General features: G+C 63.5%; 18 protein-coding genes. 8 read left to right on the forward strand and 10 right to left on the reverse strand.

Annotated elements, in window-relative coordinates; genetic code table 11:
- Positions 1-42: 42 nt before the first annotated feature.
- Positions 43-894, reverse strand: a complete 852-nt coding sequence (mutM, locus tag ACGYLO_RS02205; protein ID WP_271688577.1) for a bifunctional DNA-formamidopyrimidine glycosylase/DNA-(apurinic or apyrimidinic site) lyase — start codon at positions 892-894, stop codon at positions 43-45.
- Between the two features lie 100 nt (positions 895-994).
- On the opposite strand from mutM, the gene ubiE reads away from it, so the two are divergent.
- Both ubiE and ubiB read left to right on the forward strand, forming a co-directional pair.
- Positions 995-1747, forward strand: coding sequence for a bifunctional demethylmenaquinone methyltransferase/2-methoxy-6-polyprenyl-1,4-benzoquinol methylase UbiE (gene ubiE / locus ACGYLO_RS02210; protein WP_271688576.1), 753 nt, complete (start codon positions 995-997; stop codon positions 1745-1747).
- Complete coding sequence (gene ubiB, locus ACGYLO_RS02215) at positions 1747-3279, forward strand: 2-polyprenylphenol 6-hydroxylase (RefSeq protein ID WP_271688575.1); 1533 nt, start codon at positions 1747-1749, stop codon at positions 3277-3279. The genes ubiE and ubiB overlap by 1 nt, the downstream gene beginning before the upstream one ends.
- 28 nt (positions 3280-3307) lie before the next feature.
- Here ubiB and ACGYLO_RS02220 read toward each other — a convergent pair whose 3' ends face one another.
- Positions 3308-4489: an acetyl-CoA C-acyltransferase family protein gene (locus ACGYLO_RS02220; RefSeq protein WP_271688574.1), complete on the reverse strand. Its 1182-nt coding sequence runs from the start codon at positions 4487-4489 to the stop codon at positions 3308-3310.
- Positions 4490-4604: 115 nt separating this feature from the next.
- Between ACGYLO_RS02220 and ACGYLO_RS02225 the strand changes: the two genes are divergently transcribed.
- The 3 genes from ACGYLO_RS02225 to tdh all read left to right on the forward strand — a co-directional run bounded on the left by ACGYLO_RS02225 (position 4605) and on the right by tdh (position 7490).
- A complete protein-coding gene (locus tag ACGYLO_RS02225) occupies positions 4605-5171 on the forward strand; it encodes a helix-turn-helix domain-containing protein (RefSeq protein WP_067261174.1) in 567 nt (188 codons plus the stop codon).
- 94 nt (positions 5172-5265) lie between these two features.
- Positions 5266-6450, forward strand: coding sequence for a glycine C-acetyltransferase (locus ACGYLO_RS02230; protein ID WP_271688573.1), 1185 nt, complete (start codon positions 5266-5268; stop codon positions 6448-6450).
- Positions 6450-7490 (forward strand): L-threonine 3-dehydrogenase, encoded by a 1041-nt coding sequence (gene tdh / locus ACGYLO_RS02235; RefSeq protein ID WP_271688572.1) that lies wholly within the window; start codon positions 6450-6452, stop codon positions 7488-7490. The genes ACGYLO_RS02230 and tdh overlap by 1 nt, the downstream gene beginning before the upstream one ends.
- 5 nt (positions 7491-7495) lie before the next feature.
- Here the strand turns inward: tdh and ACGYLO_RS02240 are convergent, their stop codons facing one another.
- The 3 genes from ACGYLO_RS02240 to ACGYLO_RS02250 form a co-directional block, all read right to left on the reverse strand.
- A complete protein-coding gene (locus ACGYLO_RS02240) occupies positions 7496-8224 on the reverse strand; it encodes a metallophosphoesterase family protein (protein ID WP_271688571.1) in 729 nt (242 codons plus the stop codon).
- Positions 8225-8360: 136 nt separating this feature from the next.
- Positions 8361-9956: a phosphoglycerate dehydrogenase gene (gene serA, locus ACGYLO_RS02245; protein ID WP_067263789.1), complete on the reverse strand. Its 1596-nt coding sequence runs from the start codon at positions 9954-9956 to the stop codon at positions 8361-8363.
- A 95-nt stretch (positions 9957-10051) separates the two neighbouring features.
- Positions 10052-11215, reverse strand: a complete 1164-nt coding sequence (locus ACGYLO_RS02250) for a phosphoserine transaminase (RefSeq protein ID WP_394376343.1) — start codon at positions 11213-11215, stop codon at positions 10052-10054.
- Between the two features lie 154 nt (positions 11216-11369).
- On the opposite strand from ACGYLO_RS02250, the gene serB reads away from it, so the two are divergent.
- Complete coding sequence (gene serB, locus ACGYLO_RS02255; RefSeq protein WP_271688569.1) at positions 11370-12245, forward strand: phosphoserine phosphatase SerB; 876 nt, start codon at positions 11370-11372, stop codon at positions 12243-12245.
- 54 nt (positions 12246-12299) lie between these two features.
- On the opposite strand, the gene ACGYLO_RS02260 is transcribed toward serB, so the two are convergent.
- Complete coding sequence (locus ACGYLO_RS02260) at positions 12300-13280, reverse strand: asparaginase (protein ID WP_394376344.1); 981 nt, start codon at positions 13278-13280, stop codon at positions 12300-12302.
- A gap of 189 nt (positions 13281-13469) precedes the next feature.
- Between ACGYLO_RS02260 and ACGYLO_RS02265 the strand changes: the two genes are divergently transcribed.
- Entirely contained in the window at positions 13470-13991 is a 522-nt protein-coding gene (locus ACGYLO_RS02265; protein ID WP_231886279.1) for an invasion associated locus B family protein, read from the forward strand.
- A gap of 346 nt (positions 13992-14337) precedes the next feature.
- Here the strand turns inward: ACGYLO_RS02265 and ACGYLO_RS02270 are convergent, their stop codons facing one another.
- From ACGYLO_RS02270 to ectA, 4 genes are read right to left on the reverse strand one after another with little or no spacing between them, the layout of a single operon-like run.
- Positions 14338-15774: an aspartate kinase gene (locus ACGYLO_RS02270; RefSeq protein ID WP_067261587.1), complete on the reverse strand. Its 1437-nt coding sequence runs from the start codon at positions 15772-15774 to the stop codon at positions 14338-14340.
- 5 nt (positions 15775-15779) lie between these two features.
- Positions 15780-16172 (reverse strand): ectoine synthase, encoded by a 393-nt coding sequence (locus ACGYLO_RS02275; RefSeq protein ID WP_067261585.1) that lies wholly within the window; start codon positions 16170-16172, stop codon positions 15780-15782.
- A gap of 5 nt (positions 16173-16177) precedes the next feature.
- Positions 16178-17470, reverse strand: coding sequence for a diaminobutyrate--2-oxoglutarate transaminase (ectB, locus tag ACGYLO_RS02280; protein ID WP_276154347.1), 1293 nt, complete (start codon positions 17468-17470; stop codon positions 16178-16180).
- A 52-nt stretch (positions 17471-17522) separates the two neighbouring features.
- Complete coding sequence (gene ectA / locus ACGYLO_RS02285; protein ID WP_067261582.1) at positions 17523-18056, reverse strand: diaminobutyrate acetyltransferase; 534 nt, start codon at positions 18054-18056, stop codon at positions 17523-17525.
- Positions 18057-18290: 234 nt separating this feature from the next.
- On the opposite strand from ectA, the gene ACGYLO_RS02290 reads away from it, so the two are divergent.
- Complete coding sequence (locus ACGYLO_RS02290) at positions 18291-18791, forward strand: MarR family winged helix-turn-helix transcriptional regulator (protein WP_271688566.1); 501 nt, start codon at positions 18291-18293, stop codon at positions 18789-18791.
- The last annotated feature ends 90 nt before the right edge of the window (positions 18792-18881 follow it).

The following is an 18881-nucleotide window of genomic DNA, read 5'->3' on the forward strand; positions in this document are numbered from 1 at the left end:
GCTCAGGGGAATGTGCATACCACGGCACCCCCATGTTTCAAGTTATCTTTGGCAACGCGGACAATAGAAGGAAGAGCGTCCGCTTTGCACGATGCGCGCGATTGCCCCGTCGCAGCCCGGTCTGCGGCAGGCTTGGCCCTCGCGGCCATAGACGTCGAAACTGTGTTGGAAATAGCCCAATTCGCCGTCGGCCTGCCGAAAATCCTTGAGCGATGATCCCCCCGCCGTGATCGCATCGGCCAGCACTTGGCGGATGATCGGCACCAGCCCGGCGACCCGCGTGGCCGAGATGCGCCCGGCCTTGCGGGCCGGGTGAATCCCCGCGCGGTAAAGCGCTTCGCAGACATAGATATTGCCCAAGCCCGCCACGATCCGTTGATCCAGCAGCGCCGATTTGATCGGCGTGTTGCGGCCTTTCAGCGCGGCGACCAGATGCGCTTCGTGAAAGTCGTTGCCCAAGGGTTCCGGCCCGAGCGAGGCCAGCAGCTTGTGTGTCTCGGCCCCGGCGGTGGGCATCAGATCCATCGCGCCGAAACGGCGCGGGTCGTTAAAGGTGATCCGCGCACCGTTACCCATATGCAACACGACATGGTCATGTTTCTCGGGTGCGGGGTGGTTGTGCTGAAATTGCCCCAAAGGGTCCCCCGAAACGAGCATTCGCCCGGACATGCCCAAATGCACCAGCAGCGATTCCCCGCTCGCCAGATCGGCGAGGATGTATTTCGACCGCCGCCGCAGCAGGCCGACGCGCTGTCCGGTCAGCCGCTCGGCCATCTGCTCGGGGAAGGGCCAGCGCAGGTCGGGGCGGTTCACCTCGGCGCGGGCGATCACTTGGCCCTCCATCGCGGGGGCCAGCCCCCGGCGGACGGTTTCGACCTCTGGCAGTTCCGGCATCTCGGTTTCCCCTCTGGCTTGCCTGTGACAAAAGGCACGCATTGTCCCTGCCCCCCGGCACCCTATAACAAGGGACAGAACCAGAGGATCGCAAGAGCAGATGACCCAGGACGCTGACAAAACAACCCATTTCGGTTTCGAGACCGTGCCCGAACATGAAAAGGCCGGGCGCGTGCAGGGTGTGTTCAACTCCGTCGCCAGCAAATACGACATCATGAACGATGTGATGAGTATGGGGATCCACCGCGTCTGGAAAGAAGCGATGATGGACTGGCTCGCCCCGCGCCCCGGGCAGAAACTGCTCGATGTGGCGGGGGGCACCGGCGATGTGTCTTTCAAATTCCTCAAACGTGCCGGACACGGCCATGCCACGGTGCTCGACCTGACCGAGCCGATGCTGGTCGAAGGCCGCCAGCGGGCCGAGGCGGACAGGCTGACCGGCAGCCTCGATTGGGTCGTGGGCGACGCGATGGCGCTGCCGTTCCCCGACAACACCTTTGACGTCTACACGATCAGCTTCGGCATCCGAAACGTCACCCGCCCCCAAGAGGCGCTGAACGAGGCGTACCGCGTGCTGCGCCCCGGTGGCCGTCTGATGGTGTTGGAGTTCAGCCAACTGCCCAATCCGGCGATGCAGAAGGCCTATGACCTCTACAGCTTCAATGTGATCCCGCGCATGGGCCAAGCCATCGCGGGCGACCGCGACAGCTATCAATATCTGGTCGAATCGATCCGCAATTTCCCTGATCAGGAGACTTTCCTGTCGATGCTGCGCGCGGCGGGCTTTGGTCAGGCCAAATATCGCAACCTCTCGATGGGAATCGCGGCGCTGCATTCGGGTTGGAAGCTCTGATGCGCGGTCCGCACAACATCTGGCGGTTGATCCGCACGGGCGCGACGTTGGAACGCGCCGGGGCGATGAATGTGGTGCTGGATGCTTTCGATGCCTCCCCGCCGCTGCGTTTTGTGGCCCGCGCGCTTGGCCTGCCGTTCAAATGGCTGGGCTACAAGGGCGACCCGACGATGCCACCGGCCACCCGCGCGCTTACGGCGCTTGGCCCGGCCTACATCAAATTTGGTCAGGTGCTGTCGACCCGCCCCGACGTGGTGGGCGACGATCTGGCGGTGCAATTGCGCGTGCTGCAAGACAAGTTGCCGCCCTTTGACATGGCGCTGGCCCGCAGCGCGGTCGAGCAGGAGTTGGGCGAGCCGGTCAGCGCGATCTTTTCCGATTTCAGCGAACCCGTCGCCGCGGCCTCCATCGCGCAGGTGCATCACGCGCGGCTGGCCGAGAGCGGCGAAGAGGTCGCCGTCAAAGTCCTGCGGCCCGGCATCGAAAAAGCCTTCCGCAAGGACATTGACGCCTTCTACCTCGCCGCCCGCATGGCCGAGATTTTCTCGCCCGGGTCGCGCCGCCTGCGCCCGATGGAGGTGATCGAACATTTCGATGGCGTCGTGCGGGGGGAGCTGGACCTGCGGCTCGAAAGCTCTGCCGCGTCGGAGTTCGCCGCCAACACCAAAGACGACGCCGGGTTTCAACTGCCCGAGATCAAATGGAATTATTCGGGCCGCCGCGTGATGACGCTGGGCTGGGCTGACGGGCTGCCGCTGGGCGACAATGCCGCGCTGGATGCGGCGGGGCACGACCGGGTGGCGCTGTCGGAACGGGTGCTGCAACTCTTCCTCCAGCACGCCCTGCGCGACGGTTATTTCCACGCCGACATGCACCAAGGTAACCTCAAGGTCGCGGCCAACGGCGATATCATCGCCTATGACTTCGGCATCATGGGCCATATCGACAGCTACACCCGCCGGGTCTATGCCGAGATTCTCTATGGTTTCATCCGCCGCGATTACCAGCGGGTCGCCAAGGTGCATTTCGAGGCGGGATATGTCCCCGCCGACAAGGACGTCGATGAATTCGCCCGCGCCCTGCGTGCGGTGGGCGAGCCGATTTTCGGCATGGACGCCACCCGCATCTCCATGGCGCGGCTGCTGACCTATCTGTTCGAGGTGACCGAGCGTTTCGGCATGGAAACCCGAACCGAGTTGATCTTGCTTCAACGCACCATGGTCGTGGTCGAGGGCGTCGCCCGCTCGCTCAACCCGCATATCAACATCTGGGAAGTCGCCAGCCCCATCGTGACCGACTATATCACCAAGTCGCTCGGTCCCCGGGCCATTGTCTCTGATCTGCGCGACACGGCGATGGTCATGGCCCGCTTTGGTCCGCGTCTGCCGGGACTGGTCGAGCAGGCGCTGAACCGTCAGACCGAAGAGCAGCCCGAGCGCCGCCCCCGTTTCTGGCGCTATATCGCGGCGACTGCGGTGATGTCCGGTGTGGCCGGGGCCACCACAATCGCCCTGATTGACGCACTGCTTTAGGGCAGGGTGCCGCGCGGCCCCCCGGCCTTCAGGCGATACGTTCGATGGCCATGGCGATGCCTTGCCCGCCGCCGATGCACATGGTGATCAACGCGCGTTTGCCGCCGATCCGCTCCAACTCATACAACGCCTTCACGGTGATGATCGCGCCCGTCGCGCCGACCGGGTGGCCAAGCGCGATGGCCCCGCCGTTGGGGTTCACCTTTGCCGGGTCAAAGCCCAGTTCCTTGCTCACAGCCAGCGCTTGGCTCGCGAAAGCCTCGTTGCTTTCGATCACGTCGAAGTCATCGGCCTTCAGCCCGGTGCGTTCCAGCAGGCGGCGCACGGCAGGGACCGGGCCGATGCCCATGACCTCGGGGCGCACGCCGGCGTGGGCGTAGCCGAGGATGCGGGCGCGGGGCGTCAGCCCGGCGGATTTCGCAGCCTCCGCGCGGGCCAAGACTAGCGCCGCAGCACCGTCGTTGATACCGCTGGCGTTGCCCGCCGTGACGCGGCCGTCTTTCTGGAAGACGGGACGCAGCCCGGCCAGCGCCTCGGCGGTCGTGGATTTGGGGTGTTCGTCGGTGTCGAAGGGCACCATGTCGCGCTTCACCTTCACATCGACCGGCACGATCTGGTCCTTGAAATGCCCCGCCGCGATGGCCGCCGCCGCGCGTTCTTGGCTTTGCAGGGCGAAGGCGTCCATTTCCTCGCGGGTGATCGTGTGTTCGTCCGCCACGTTCTCTGCCGTCACGCCCATATGCCCGGTGCCGAAGGGGCAGTTCAGCGTGCCCAGCAGCATATCGAGGCTGCGTGCATCGCCCATCTTCTGGCCCCAGCGGGCGTCGGGCAGCACATAGGGCGCGCGCGACATGCTTTCGGCACCCCCGGCCAGCGCGAAGTCTGCATCGCCCAGCATCAGGCTCTGGGTGGCCGAGACCAGCGCCTGTACGCCCGAGCCGCAAAGACGGTTCACGTTCATCGCTGGCACCTCGTCGGGCACGCCTGCGTCGCGCGCGGCGACGCGGCTGAGGTACATGTCGCGCGGCTCGGTGTTGATGACGGTGCCGAAGACGACATGACCGATCTGCGCCGGATCGACGCCCGCGCGCTGCATTGCTGCCGCCGCGACGGTGCTGCCCAGCTTGGTGGGCGGGGTGGCGGCAAGCGCGCCGCCGAAAGTGCCGATGGCGGTGCGTGCGCCGCTCAGGATGACGATATCGTCTGACATGAAACTCTCCTCTAATCGTTGGCGGCACTATGGGGGGCGGGCGCGGCAAAGTCAGGAGAAACGTCCCGTCATGCGACAGCTTGACAGGGGCGGGGCGCCGCGCGACATATCCGCCATGACGGACAACACCGACAAGATCCTGACACAGCTGCCCGCCCGCCTGAAAGAGGCGCGGCAGGGGCAGGGGTTATCGCTCGACGCCGTGGCGAAGCTCTCGGGCGTGTCGCGCTCCATGGTCAGCCAGATCGAGCGCGGCGAATCGAGCCCCACCATCGCGACGCTGTGGAATCTCACCCGCGCGCTTCAGGTGGACTTCGCCGGTCTTCTCGATGCCGCCCCCGGCGAGCCGCAGATCGAGGTGCTGCGGAGTGCCGCCGTGCCGACGATCAGCAATCTGGGCGACGGTTGCCGCATTCGCATTCTCTCCCCGCCCGAGGAAGCCGGGCATCACGAGGTCTATGAATTGCTCATCGCCGAGGGCGGCGTGCTCGACAGTGCGCCCCACACCCGCGGCGCGCGCGAGCATCTCAGTGTCTTCGAGGGCGCAGTGGAGGTCACCAGCGGCAGCGGGACCGAGCGGCTGCAGGCCGGCGACACCGCGCGCTATGCCGCCGACGTGCCCCATGCGATCCGCGCCACCGAAGGGCCGGTGCGCGCCTTTCTGGTGGTTCAAGACGCCTAATTTCCGCAATATCGGAAAAGTTCCGCCATTCCGGAAATCCTCTATTTCGGAATCGCCTCCGCTATGGTAGACGCCTCCTGAAAAGGAGAGCCTCATGACCCAAACGTTTCTGTCCCATGTCACCGACACCCTGTCCGAGATCGACGCCGAGGGCATGATGAAGCGCGAGCGGCTCATCACCACCCCGCAGGGCGGCGAAATAGCGGTGGGCGACCGCGAGGTCATCAACCTCTGCGCCAACAACTACCTCGGCCTCGCCGATCACCCCGAGCTCATTGCCGCCGCCAAGGAAGCGATGGACGAGAAGGGCTTTGGCATGGCCTCGGTCCGTTTCATCTGCGGCACGCAGGACATCCACCGCGAGTTGGAGCAGAAGCTGGCCAGCTTCCTGGGTCATGACGATTCGATCCTCTTCGCCGCCTGTTTCGACGCCAACGGCGGGCTCTTCGAGCCGCTGCTGGGGCCGGAGGACGCGGTGATCTCGGACGCGCTGAACCATGCCTCGATCATCGACGGCATCCGGCTCTGCAAAGCCAAACGCTACCGCTACGCCAACAGCGACATGGCGGATCTGGAGGCCAAGCTGAAACAGGGCCGCGAGGATGGCGCGCGCTTCATCATGATCGCCACCGACGGGGTCTTCTCGATGGACGGCTATCTGGCGAAACTGCCAGAGATTGTGGCGCTGGCCGAGAAATACGAGGCGCTGGTGATGGTCGACGATTGCCATTCCACCGGCTTCATGGGGCCAAAGGGCGCGGGCACCCCGGCGCATCACGGGGTCAAGGTGGACATTGTGACGGGCACGCTGGGCAAGGCGCTCGGCGGGGCCATCGGCGGCTATATCGCCGGGCCGCAGCCGGTGATCGACCTGCTGCGCCAGCGCGCGCGGCCCTATCTATTCTCGAACTCGCTGCCCTCGTCGATCGTGCGCGCCGGCATCCGCGCGCTGGACCTGGTCGAGGAAGGCGACGACCTGCGCGCGCGCCTTTTCGAGAACACCGAATACTGGCGCGCGGGGCTGGAGAACCTGGGTTTCGACCTGCTGCCCGGCGAACATCCCATCGTGCCGGTCATGCTGGGCGAAGCGCAGCTGGCGCAGGACATGGCGGCGAAGCTCTTTGAGGAAGGCGTCTATGTCTCGGGCTTCTTCTTCCCGGTGGTGCCGCGCGGTCAGGCGCGCATCCGCACCCAGATGAACGCGGCGCTGACCCGCGAACAGCTCGACCGCGCGCTGAAAGCCTTTGAGACGGCCGGCAAGGCCTGCGGGGTGATCTGATGGCCACGAACGAAATGAAGGCGCTGGCCAAGCTGCACCCCCGCGAGGGGCTGTGGATGACCCATGCGCCGGTGCCCGAGATCGGCCCCGAGGACGTGCTAATTAAGATCAACAAGACCGGGATCTGCGGCACCGATATCCATATCTGGAACTGGGACGCCTGGGCCGCCGGGACCGTGCCGGTAGGGCTGATCACCGGCCATGAATTCGCCGGCGAGATCGTGGAGCTGGGCCGCAACGTCGAAGGGCTGGAGATCGGCCAGCGCTGCTCGGGCGAGGGGCATTTGATCGGCAAGCAGTCGCGGCAGAGCCGGGCGGGCAAGTTCCACCTCGATCCCGCGACGCGGGGCATCGGGGTAAACGAACAGGGGGCCTTTGCCCAGTATCTCAAGCTGCCCGCTTTCAACGTGGTGCTGCTGCCGGACGAGATTTCCGACGACATCGGCGCGATCCTCGATCCTCTGGGCAATGCGGTGCACACGGCGCTGAGCTTTGATCTGGTGGGCGAGGACGTGCTGATCACCGGCGCGGGGCCGATCGGCATCATGGCCGCCGCGGTGGCGCGGCACGTCGGCGCGCGGCATGTGGTGATCACGGATGTGAACCCCGACCGTCTGGCGCTGGCGGAAAAGGTCGCCGACGTGGTGCCGGTAAACGTCGCCAAGGAGGATTTGGCCGATGTGATCCCGCGGCTGAAGATGAAACAGGGCTTCGATGTCGGGCTCGAAATGTCGGGCAACCAGCAGGCGCTGGACCAGATGGTGGAGGCGATGACCATGGGCGGGCGGATCGCCATGCTGGGCATCCCGCCGGGCAAGTCGCCGGTGGACTGGAGCCGCATCGTCTTTAAGGCGATCACCATCAAGGGCGTCTATGGCCGCGAAATTTTCGAGACCTGGTACAAGATGATCGCCATGCTGGAAAACGGGCTGGATGTCTCCGCCATCATCACCCACCGCTTCGGGGTGGATGACTTCGAGCAGGGCTTCGCCGCGATGAGATCGGGGCGGTCAGGCAAGGTGGTGCTGGACTGGACCTGAACCGCTCAGGGGCGCAGGCGATTGCGCCCCTGTTGCGTGAGGACCCAAACGTCCTCCCCTTCGAACACCGCTGCGCAGAGCGGTTTGCCATAGCCCGCCCCGGTGTCGAGGTTCACCCGATTGCCATAGTGCATGGCGCTGTCGACCGGCGTGTGGCCGTGGACGATCAGCTTGGGGTGGGGCGCGGTGTATTGGTGAAACTCTTTGCGGATCCACAGCAGATCATTCTCGCGCTGATCATCCAGCGGCACCTCGGGGCGGATGCCCGCATGAGCAAAAAAGAGGTCGGGCGTTTGATGTGACAGGGCGAGAGACTTGAGGAAATCCACATGACTCTGCGGCACCGCTGCGCGGGCTTTCTCATGCACCTCTGACATCCGGTCGCGCCCGCTGACCGACACGCCGTAGGACCCCAGCGTCGTGTCGCCGCCCAAACGCGGGTTCAGCCAGTTAAGCTCAACCAGCAGCAGCGGATCGTGGCGGGGGAAATCCTCCATGAACCAGCGGAACATGCGGTCGTGATTGCCCATCAGAAAGGTCCAATTGCGGCCCTCGGCCTTGCCTTGGGCCAGCCGCTCGATCACCGCTTTGCTGTCGGGGCCGCGGTCGGTGTAATCGCCCAGAAAGACGATCTGCGCCTCCGGCCCGCCGTCTTCTTCGATCAGGGTCAAAACGCGCTCAAGCTCGGCGGCGTAACCGTGGATGTCTCCGATGGCATAGATGGGGCTGGGCATGATCGTTCCTGTCCTTCTGCACCCCCTCGTGATGCCGCAAAGCGGCGGAGAAGGGAAGGCTTAGGCCCGACAATGCCCCCAAAAGCAAAAGCGCCCCACGAGGGGGCGCTTCCAGATTGTGCAGGTCGTGCGGGCCTTAGGCCACGTCGAATTGCAGCGGCTTGATTTGCCGGAACATGCCGGTGTCGCGCAGCTTGCCGATCACCGTCTCGGGCACCTGATCGTCGACATAGAGCAGGGCAATCGCCTCGCCCTTGGCGGTGTGGCGGCCAAGGGTGAAGTTGGCGATGTTCACGCCGTTCTCGCCCATGGTCTGGCCCAGCGTGCCGATGATGCCCGGCACGTCTTCGTTGGTGGTGTAGAGCATGTGCTCCCCGATCTCGGCGTCGATGGTGATGCCCTTGATCTGGATGAAGCGCGGTTTGCCGTCCGAGAAGACGGTGCCCGCGATGGAGCGCTCGCGCTTCTCGGTCACCACGGTCACCTTGACGTAGCCGTCGAAGACGCCGGACTTGTCCTGGTTGGTGGTGCTAATCTGGATGCCTTTCTCGCGGGCGACCACGGGGGCGGAGACCATGTTCACGTCCGGGTTGGCCCGCTTCATGATGCCCGCCACGACGCCGCAGTTCAGCGCCTTGAGGTTCATCTTGGCGACCGAACCGTCGTAGAGGATGTTGATCGCCTTGATCGGCTCATCTGTCATCTGGCCGATGAAGGCCCCGAGGTGGCCAGCGAGCTTGACCCACGGCCCCATGACCTTGGCTTCTTCGGCTGTGACCGAGGGCATGTTGAGCGCGTTGGTCACGGCGCCGGTCAGCAGGTAGTCGGACATCTGTTCGGCCACTTGCAGGGCCACGTTTTCCTGCGCTTCGGTGGTCGCGGCGCCGAGGTGCGGGGTGCAGACCACGTTGGGCAGGTTGAAGAGCGGGTTTTCCTTGGCCGGTTCCTCGGCGAAGACGTCAAACCCCGCGCCCGCCACATGGCCCGACTTCAGTAGGTCGGCCAGCGCTTCCTCGTCCACCAGACCGCCGCGGGCGCAGTTGATGATGCGCACGCCGGGCTTGGTTTTTTCGAGGTTCTCACGGCTCAGGATGTTCGCCGTCTGCTCGGTGAAGGGGACGTGCAGGGTGATGAAGTCGGCACGGGTCAGCAGCTCATCAAGCTCGACCTTCTCCACGCCCATCTTCTCAGCCTTTTCCTCGCCCAGGAAGGGGTCATAGGCCACGACCTTCATCTTCAGCCCGCGCGCGCGGTCGCAGACGATGCCGCCGATGTTGCCCGCACCGATCACGCCAAGGGTCTTGCCGGTCAGCTCGACCCCCATGAACTTGGACTTCTCCCATTTGCCCGCATGGGTGGAGGCGCTTGCCTCGGGGATCTGCCGCGCCACGGCGAACATCATCGCGATGGCATGTTCGGCGGTGGTGATCATGTTGCCGAAGGGCGTGTTCATCACGATCACCCCCTGTTTCGAGGCGGCTTCCTTGTCGATGTTGTCGGTGCCGATGCCCGCGCGGCCAATCACCTTGAGGTTCGGCGCATTGGCGAGGATCTTTTCCGTCACTTTGGTGGCCGAGCGAATGGCGAGGCCGTCATAGTTGCCGATGATCTCGGCCAGCTTGTCTTTGTCCTTGCCCAGATCGGGCTGGAAATCCACGTCGATGCCGCGGTCGCGGAAGATCTGAACGGCAGCTTCGGAGAGTTTGTCGGAGATGAGTACTTTGGGGGCCATTTGTCTGGTCCTTCATAAACGGGGTCAGCGGTGCGCAGAGACGCGCAGCCGACGAGAGGGGGGAGTAGGGTGCGCGATCCTCGCGCACCATCGCGTCACGCGTTGATTTCGGCTTCAAAAGCCCATGCAAGCCACGGCAGCATCGCCTCGATGTCCGCCGTCTCGACCGTGCCGCCGCACCAGATGCGCAGGCCCGGAGGGGCATCGCGGTAGGCGCCGATGTCCAGCGCTGCGCCCTCATCCGCCAGCCGCTTGGCCACGGCCTTGGCAAAGGCGGCGCCGTCTTCGATGCGGCCGTCGGTGAACTTCAAGCAGACCGAGGTGTTGGAGCGTGTCGCGGGATCGGTCGCGAGGAAGTCGATCCAGTCATGCGCCTCGACGAAATCGGCCACGGCCTTGGTGTTGGCATCGGCCCGCGCGATTAGGCCTTTCAGGCCGCCCACGGATTTGGCCCAGTCCAGCGCCAGCAGGTAATCCTCGACGCAGAGCATCGATGGCGTGTTGATCGTCTCGCCGCGGAAGATGCCCTCGTTCAGCTTGCCGCCCTTGGTCAGGCGGAAGATCTTGGGCAGCGGCCATGCGGGGGTGTAATTCTCCAGCCGCTCGACAGCACGCGGGCTGAGGATCAGCATGCCATGCGCCGCTTCGCCGCCCAGCACTTTCTGCCAAGAGAAGGTCGTCACATCGAGCTTGTCCCACGGCAGGTCCTGCGCGAAGGCGGCGGAGGTCGCGTCGCAGAGCGTGAGCCCCGCGCGGTCCGCCGGGATCACGTCGCCGGTGGGTACGCGCACGCCCGAGGTCGTGCCGTTCCAGGTAAAGCAGACGTCGTTGTCATAGTTCAGCGCGGCCATGTCGACGATCTCGCCATACTCAGCGGTGTGGACCTGCGCCTCGATCTTCAGTTGCTTGACCACGTCGGTGACCCAGCCCGCGCCAAAGCTTTCCCAAGCGACCATCTCGGCCGGGCGTTCGCCCAAAAGCGACCACATGGCCATCTCGAAAGCGCCAGTGTCGGAGGCGGGCACGATGCCGATGCGGTAGTCGGCGGGCACGCCGAGCACTTCGCGGGTGGTCTCGATCGCCTCTGCAAGCTTGGCCTTGCCGGGCGCGGCACGGTGGCTGCGGCCCAGCGGAGCATCGCCAAGCTTGGTCAGGTCGAATGTGGGGATTTTGGCGCAGGGGCCGGAGGAGAAACGCGGGTTTGCCGGTACGGCAACAGGTTTCGCTTCCGGGCGCGGTGCCTGTTGGTTCATAGCCATTGATGCTACCCTCTCAGATAATCGCCCTTCGTTGGGGAAGGGTGTCCCACTTGCCGGGATACGCGGGGAGGCCGGGCTGGCGCAAGTCGCAAAATGACGCTAGGACGCCGGTCATGTCGCTTTGCGCGGCGCGAATGATGCGGATCGGAAACTTATGTTCACGGCAATCTTGTTGATCTCCCCCACCAACCCCAGCCTCGACCCCGCGCTGGTGGAAAGCCTGCGCAATGCTTGGGGCGGGGGCGACGCGCTTTGGCTGGCCCCGGATGAGGCGGCGGAGTTCTCGTTGACCCAGATGCCGGAAAACCGTTGGGATGTCTGGGAAAGCTGCCAGTCTATGGGGGTCGATCTGGTGATCGTGCCGACAGAGGGCCGCCGCAAGAAGATGCTGCTGGCCGATATGGACAGCACGATGATCCAGCAAGAATGTATCGACGAATTGGCCGATGAAGCAGGCGTCGGGGAGCGCGTGAAAGAGATCACCGCCCGCGCCATGAACGGTGAGTTGGATTTCGACGGCGCCCTGCGCGAACGTGTCGGCCTGCTGAAAGGTTTGGAATCCAGCGTGATCGACAAGGTCTTGGCCGAGCGGATCACCCTGATGCCCGGCGGCGGTGCCTTGGTGGGCACGATGAAGGCCAACGGCGGCTATGCCGCTCTGGTCTCGGGCGGGTTCACCGCCTTCACAGCCAAAGTGGCCGAGATGCTGGGCTTTGATGAGAATCGCGCCAATACGCTGCTGGTTGAACAGGCCGCGCTGACGGGCGATGTGGGGCTTCCGATCCTCGGGCGTGAGGCCAAGGTCACCGCGCTGGAAGAGATCACGGCAAAGCTGGGCATCACCGAAGATCAGGTCATCGCCGTGGGTGACGGGGCCAATGATCTGGGCATGTTGGGGCGCGCGGGCATGGGCGTGGCGCTACATGCAAAGCCTTCTGTCGCGGCGGAATGTGACATCCGCATCAACTTTGGCGATCTGACCGCGCTGCTGTTCGTGCAGGGCTATGCGCGTAGCGAATTTGCGGGCTGAGCCTGCCCGCGTGGCGCTGCCGCTTCTTTTGAGCAAGGCGGCAGCGCGAGTGGCTTAAAGCAGCCCCGCCGCTGGTTTCAGCACACCGGTTTCAAGCCCGCGCCAGTTCTTGATCGGCGCGTTCATCCGCTTGAGCGCGGCAGGGTGGTTGGCGTCCAGCGCCCCCAGTTTGACCATCAGTGCGGTGATCGCGCATTCGGCGGCGCGGGTGGTGCCGCAGGCGGCTTTCAATGCGATGCCCAGCTTACGCTCGGGCCAGATGGCGATGAAGAACCCTTCGGCTCCGGTTTTCAACGCGACCTTGCCATCCATCGCCCGCATCAGTTCCGTGCAGGCGCGACCTTCGCCCGCGACGAGTTCGGGGTGCAGGCGCATGGCCTCGTGCAGGCGCGCCTCGGCAGAGCCTTCGGGGGCGGCGGCGAAATGGGCCATGGCGCGGGCCATGCCGTGCAGGGTGCAGGCGTAATTCGGGGCCGAGCAGCCGTCGATCCCATAGCCGGGGGAGGTTTCTTGAGTGACCGTCTCGAAAGCTTCAAGGCAGGCTTTTTGCACCGCGTGCTCTGGCTTTTCGTAATCCGCCCCGCCGCCCAGATGTTGGTTCAGCGTCAGGAAACCTGCGTGTTTGCCAGAGCAATTGTTGTGGATTTGGCAGGGTTTCTCATGGGCGCGGATCAGCCCCTCCATGGCGTCGCGGTCGGCGGGCTCCTGCGGGCCGCAGCGAAAGGTGTCGTCGTCCAGACCCAGCGTGTCGAGCCAGACGCCCACCCGGTCGGTGTGGATGGCGGCCCCTTGGTGCGAGGCGCAGGCTAGCGCCAGTTGCTCGGTGCTCAGCCCCGCCTTGTCCGCCGCGCCGGAATTGATCAGCGGCAGCGCTTGGATCATCTTGGAAGACGAGCGCGGCAGAATGACCTTTTCCGGGTCGCCCCAAGCCTCGACGATCTGGCCGCTGGCGTCGCAGATCACGGCGTGACCGGAATGCACGCTTTCCAGAAAGGGTCCGCGCCAGATTTCCGCAAATGGGGCTGCTTTGGTCATGAGGTTCATCCTGTTTCTGGGCGAAAACCTGCCAATCAGGGTTTCGTCGGTCGCGCGTTTGCCGTTATTGTGGTTGGTGTCGAACAGATAACAGACACCCGCAAGAGAGCAACCCGCCCGAGGTTGCCCGGTTGGGGTCTGTGGACGTGTTGAGGTCAAGGACGGCTGGAGGCTGGACAGATGGGAATTATGAAGACATGTGGTCTTGCACTTGGGGCGCTCGCCCTTGTGGCGAGCGGCGCAGTGGCGCAGGAGCAGAGCACCAACCGGGTGGCTGCCAAGACCGACTGGAGCGTCTTTGTAGAAGATAACCCGACGGAATGCTGGGGCGTCTCGACGCCGAAGGAAGTGGTCAACACGCGCGATGGGCGTGTGGTGGCGGTGAACCGGGGCCAGACATTGCTGATGGTATTCTACCGCCCTTCGGCAGAGGCCAAGGGTCAGGTTGCTTTCACCGGCGGCTATCCTTTCGCCTCGGGCTCGACCGTGACGATGAGCATTTCGGGCAATACCTATGAGCTGTTCACCGAAGGCGAATGGGCGTGGCCCGCGACAACAGCGGATGACGCCAAGATCATCGCCGCGATGAAACGCGGTGCGGATGCGACGCTGGTCGGTAAGTCTTCGCGCGGGACGCAGACCAAGGACACCTTCTCGCTTCTGGGCTTCACCGCTGCGGTTGAAGATGCGGAGAAGCGCTGCGGGGGGTGAGCCTCTGCGATTTGAGAGTTTGGGACGGCCTCGCGATTGCGGGGCCGTTTTTGTTTGGGGCGAACGTGCCACCCGGGCCCGGGACAAGCCGCAGGCGCCGGGCCATCGCCTGCCCGCCCGTCACGCCAGAGGCGTGCCAGACCATGCTGGGCGCACCTTCGGTGCGACCGGGTAGGCGATTTGGTGAGGCTGTGCGTGACTTCGCGTGCGCACATCATGGTTGAGGCATAAAGTGGTATCGAAAATATGTTGGTTCGCCGACCCGCGGGCAGGCGATGGCCCTCGCACGAAAAGCCGCGGCTTCCTTTCGGGAGCCGCGGCTAAGGATACGTCGTATATTCCGATGTCAGGCCGCGCGCGACAACGGCGCCGCGACCTCTTCCTCGATAAACGCACCGTGCAGCGCCTTGATCACCGGTTGCAGGCTCTCCCGCTCGACGATGAACTGCACGTCCACGTTGCGTGGCCCTTGGCTCGCGCCGATCGCCGTCTCGCCAGCCTCGGCGATGGCCACAAGGCCCCGTTGCAACACCGACAAGCCGTTCAGATCGCGCCCGATGACCGAGGCCATGGACAGCGTGCGAGTGGTGATCTCGGCGGTGGGGTAAATCTCGGCCAGATCCTTCTCCACCCGGCGCATCGTCTTCAGCGAAGCGTCCAGATAATGCGTGATCGTATTGGCGTTCGAGACCTTCGAGACGATCCGCACGTTGTGCCGCGTCAGTACGTCGAGGATCGCGGTGTCATAGCCTTTGACGCCGACCATGTCCTGCTCGAACAGCTCGAGCGTAACGATGTCGAGACCGGTCACGATCTCCACCGCGGGCGCCTCGGCCTGACGGTCGTCGATCAGCGTGCCTGGGTCTTCGGGCTCAAAGGCGTTGGTCACGCGCAGCGGCACATCGGCCTGACGCAGGGTCTTGGCCGCCTTGGGGTGGATCGCCTCCATCCCCATGTTCGACAACTGATCCGCCACGTCGTAATTGGTGCGGCCAATTTTCTTGACGGCATGCTCGCCGACCAGTTTCGGGTCGCAGGACGACAGGTGGAATTCCTTGTGAATGATCGCTTCGCGCGCGCCGGTGAGGGCGGCGAGCTTAGAGAAGGTCACCTCGGAATAGCCGCGGTCGAATTCGCGCATCAGACCTTCGGCGCATTGCGCATAGCCTGTCACGATGGGCATTTCCGTATGAGGGTCGATGCCCTCCATCGCCTGCGCGATGCGCTCGTCGAGGGTCACGTTGCCCTCGTCACGCCACCCCGAGAGGTCGACGAAACGGGCGTTTACGCCAGCGCGTTGCAGCAGGATTGTGGTGACGAATGCGGAATGCGCCTCGCCCAGACCGGACAGTAGCTCGCGAATTTGCAACATGTGCTCCGACAGGCGGAAGTGGCCATAGGCGCAAAGGCGTTGCAGGTCGATCAGGCAGTTGCGGGCACCATGGGTGCGCTCGGACACAAAGGCGTCCGCCTGTTCGATGTCGCCGGGATGCTCCAGCACTTCGCGGTGCACGCGCTGCATCTCGGCCGAGACGCGGGTCAGCGCCTCGTGCCAGCCGTGATCGTTGCTGGCATTGGCCAGATGGGCGTAAACGCCCGGCTCGCCGGATTTCTTGTGTTCCAGCAACAGGTTCGTGATCCCGCCAAAGGCGGAGACCACGAAGACGCGCCCATAGATGTCCGCGCCCTTACGGTCACCGACAAAGAGCGTATCTTTGAGTTGGTTCACGCGGGACATGGACGTCCCGCCGATTTTTTCGACAGTGTGGGACGGTTGAGTCATAAAACTTAAGCGACCTCCTCGGCAGGCGCATAGGAACCATCTTCGCGGTGCACTTCGTTGCCGGTGACCGGCGGGTTGAAGCAGCACGCCATGTGCAGTTCTTCCTCTGCGCGCAGGGTGTGTTTGTCGTTCAGGTTCAGGGCGTACATCACGCCGGGGGTGATCTCATGCGTCTCGCCGGTGGCAAGATCGGTGATCGAGCCTTTGCCCTTCATGCAATAGACGCTCTCGAAGTGATGCTTGTAGTGGAACGTGTGTTCCGACCCGGCCTCAAGCACGGTGATGTGGAAGGAAAACCCCATCCCGTCATCGGCCAGAAGCATCCGTGTGGAGGTCCATTTCGCATCCGCCACGTGACGGTCTGTGCCCTGAAGTTTGTTAAAATCGCGTACAATCATCGGTATTACTCCGCTGCCAGTTTCATATTGCCCGTCACATCGCGGGTCGCTTGAAGAAGGATATCAAAGCCTTCGCGCATAACCTTCTCCGGCGTGGTGAGCGGGGCAAGATATTTTACGATCTCGTCGTTCGCGCCCGATGTTTCGATCACGAGGCCCAATTCATAGGCGCGCGCGCAGATCGCACCGGCCAGTTCGCCCGAGCCGACATCGACGCCCTGCATCAGGCCGCGGCCTTTCAGTGTGGCGCCGTCGACCAGATCTGCCACATCCTTAAGCGCGGTGGTCAGCAGCACGGCCTTCTCGGCCAGCGACTTTTCGAAGGTGTCATCGGACCAGAACTTCTCAATCGCGACGCGGGCGGTGACGAAGGCATGGGTGTTGCCGCGGAAGGTGCCGTTGTGCTCGGCGGGCTTCCAGATGTCATGCTCCGGCGCGATCAGCAGGGCTGCGAAGGGCAGGCCAAAGCCGGAAAGCGATTTCGCTTGGGTGATCATGTCAGGCTTGATGCCGGATGCCTCAAACGAAAAGAAGCTCCCCGAACGGCCACAGCCCGCCTGAATGTCGTCAACGATCAGCAGCGCGCCATGCTTGCGGGCGATCTTTTCGATGCCCTGCATCCATGCGTCGGAGGCCGCGTTCAACCCGCCTTCGCCTTGGATCGGCTCAAAGATAAAGGCCGCGGGCGCGTCGATGCCCGACGAGGGGTTCGACAGCATCGCGTCGATCATCTCAAGCGTGTCCACGTTTTCGCCCAATGCGCCTTCGAAAGGCATATGGGTGACGTCGGCCAGCGAGCCGCCGCCCGCACCGCCGCGCTTGCCTTTGTTGCCAGTCAGCGCCAGCGCGCCCATGGTCATGCCGTGAAAACCGTTGGTGAAGGAGATCACGTTGGTGCGGCCTGTTACCTTGCGCGCCAGCTTGATCGCGGCTTCAACGGCGTTGGTGCCGGTCGGGCCGGTCATCATGACCTTATAGTCCATGCCGCGCGGCTTGAGGATTTTCTCCTCATAGGCTTCGAGGAAGGCCGCCTTAGTCTCGCTATGAAAGTCGAGGCCGTGGGCGATGCCATCCGCGGTGATATGCTCCACCAGCGCCTGCTTCATGTCCGGGTCATTATGCCCGTAGTTTAGCGAGGAGCAGCCGGCGAGGAAGTCGATGTAGCGGTTGCCTTCGCCATCGAACATTTCCGAGCCGCTGGCGCGGGTGAAAACGGCGTTCATACCGCGGCAGTAGGAGCGGGCTTCGCTCTCGCGGCGGGTAAAGATGGTCGTGTTCTGTGCCATGTCCTTAGGCATAAGAATTCCTTTCTCTTCTAGAGAGTCTATCGTGTGAATTGTCAGCTGCGGTTTACGCGGCGCGTTTCAGCGCGGCGGCCTCGGGCAGCGTGATCGTCACCATATGTTCGGTGTCATGCGCGCCCTCGAAATGGGCGTCTTTGGTAAAGTGGGGCGCATCGGACAGATCGCCGCCGATGTGGTTCGCAAAGCTGCGGAACAGCCCCCAAGAGGCGTCGTTGTCCCGGGTGATCGTGGTTTTGAGGGTCTTGGCGTCCTCGGTCTCATCCCGGTTCACCAGTTCCATCAGCATGGTTTTCCCCAGACCAAGGCCGCGGGCTTTGGGGCTGACGGCGACCTGCCAGACAAAGAAAGCATCTTGGGCAGGGATCATGTGGCCGGAGATCCAGCCCACGATATCACCGTCCAACTCGGCCACCACGCAGGTGTCGCGGAAGTGGTCGGCTTGGATCAGGTTCGCATAGAGCGAGTTTTCGTCGAGCGGCTTACAGTCGCGAATCAACCGCCAGATGGCGGCTCCGTCCTCGGCATTGGGCTTGCGCAGCTTGGGTGTGCGGGCTTTTTTCATGTCGAGTTTATTCTGCATCCGTTCGTAGCTCCCTGATTGTTTCGATAGGCTAAATAAGTCATGCGCGGTAATACTTCAACAATCAAAGCAAATTACTTCAAAATGCGCTTATAGCGTGCTTTAAGCGCCATAGAACTGTGCATATTTGTTTCGTTTTCCGAACGAAATTAGGCGGCTTCGCTTAGCTATACTAAGCGATCAGGCAGGTTTTGAGCGATTGCTGAGAATGCCGCCAATGTGCAATGATGCACCATGACGCAGAAACATCCCGACCGGGTCGACGAAAGTCTGATCGCCTTGCGCCGCATTTTGCGGGCCACCGAACTCTATGCACGCGATCTGGCGCAGGCCGCGGGGGTGACCCCTGCGCAACTGCGCGTCTTGCAGATCGTGGGAGAGAAGAAAGACCCGACCGCCAAGACCCTCGCCAACCAGATGGGGGTGAGCCAAGCCACCGTGACCGCCTTGGTCGACAAGCTGGTAGCGCGCAGCTTGGTCTCGCGCCAGCCTTCGGCGCAGGACCGTCGCCAGACCAACATCACCCTGACCACCCAAGGCGAGGATGTCTTGGAAGAAGCCCCCGATGCGCTGCAACAGCGCTACGTCCGGGCCTTTGCGGATCTCGCCGATTGGGAGCAGGCGCAGCTGGTGTCGTCGTTGGAGCGTGTGGCGGCGATGTTGAACGTGGACAGTCTGGATGCCGCGCCGGTTCTCGCGACGGGGGAATTGCGGACAAGCAAGAAGACCTATTGAGCGCGGGTTCAGGGCCTCGGCGGCCAAACCCTTTTGCAAATCGCGCCTTTTCTTATATAGAGACCCATCCCTAGCCAGTGAGTCTTTGAA

This window comes from Sulfitobacter sp. 1A13353 (genome assembly GCF_043557255.1).
GTDB lineage: Bacteria > Pseudomonadota > Alphaproteobacteria > Rhodobacterales > Rhodobacteraceae > Sulfitobacter > Sulfitobacter faviae.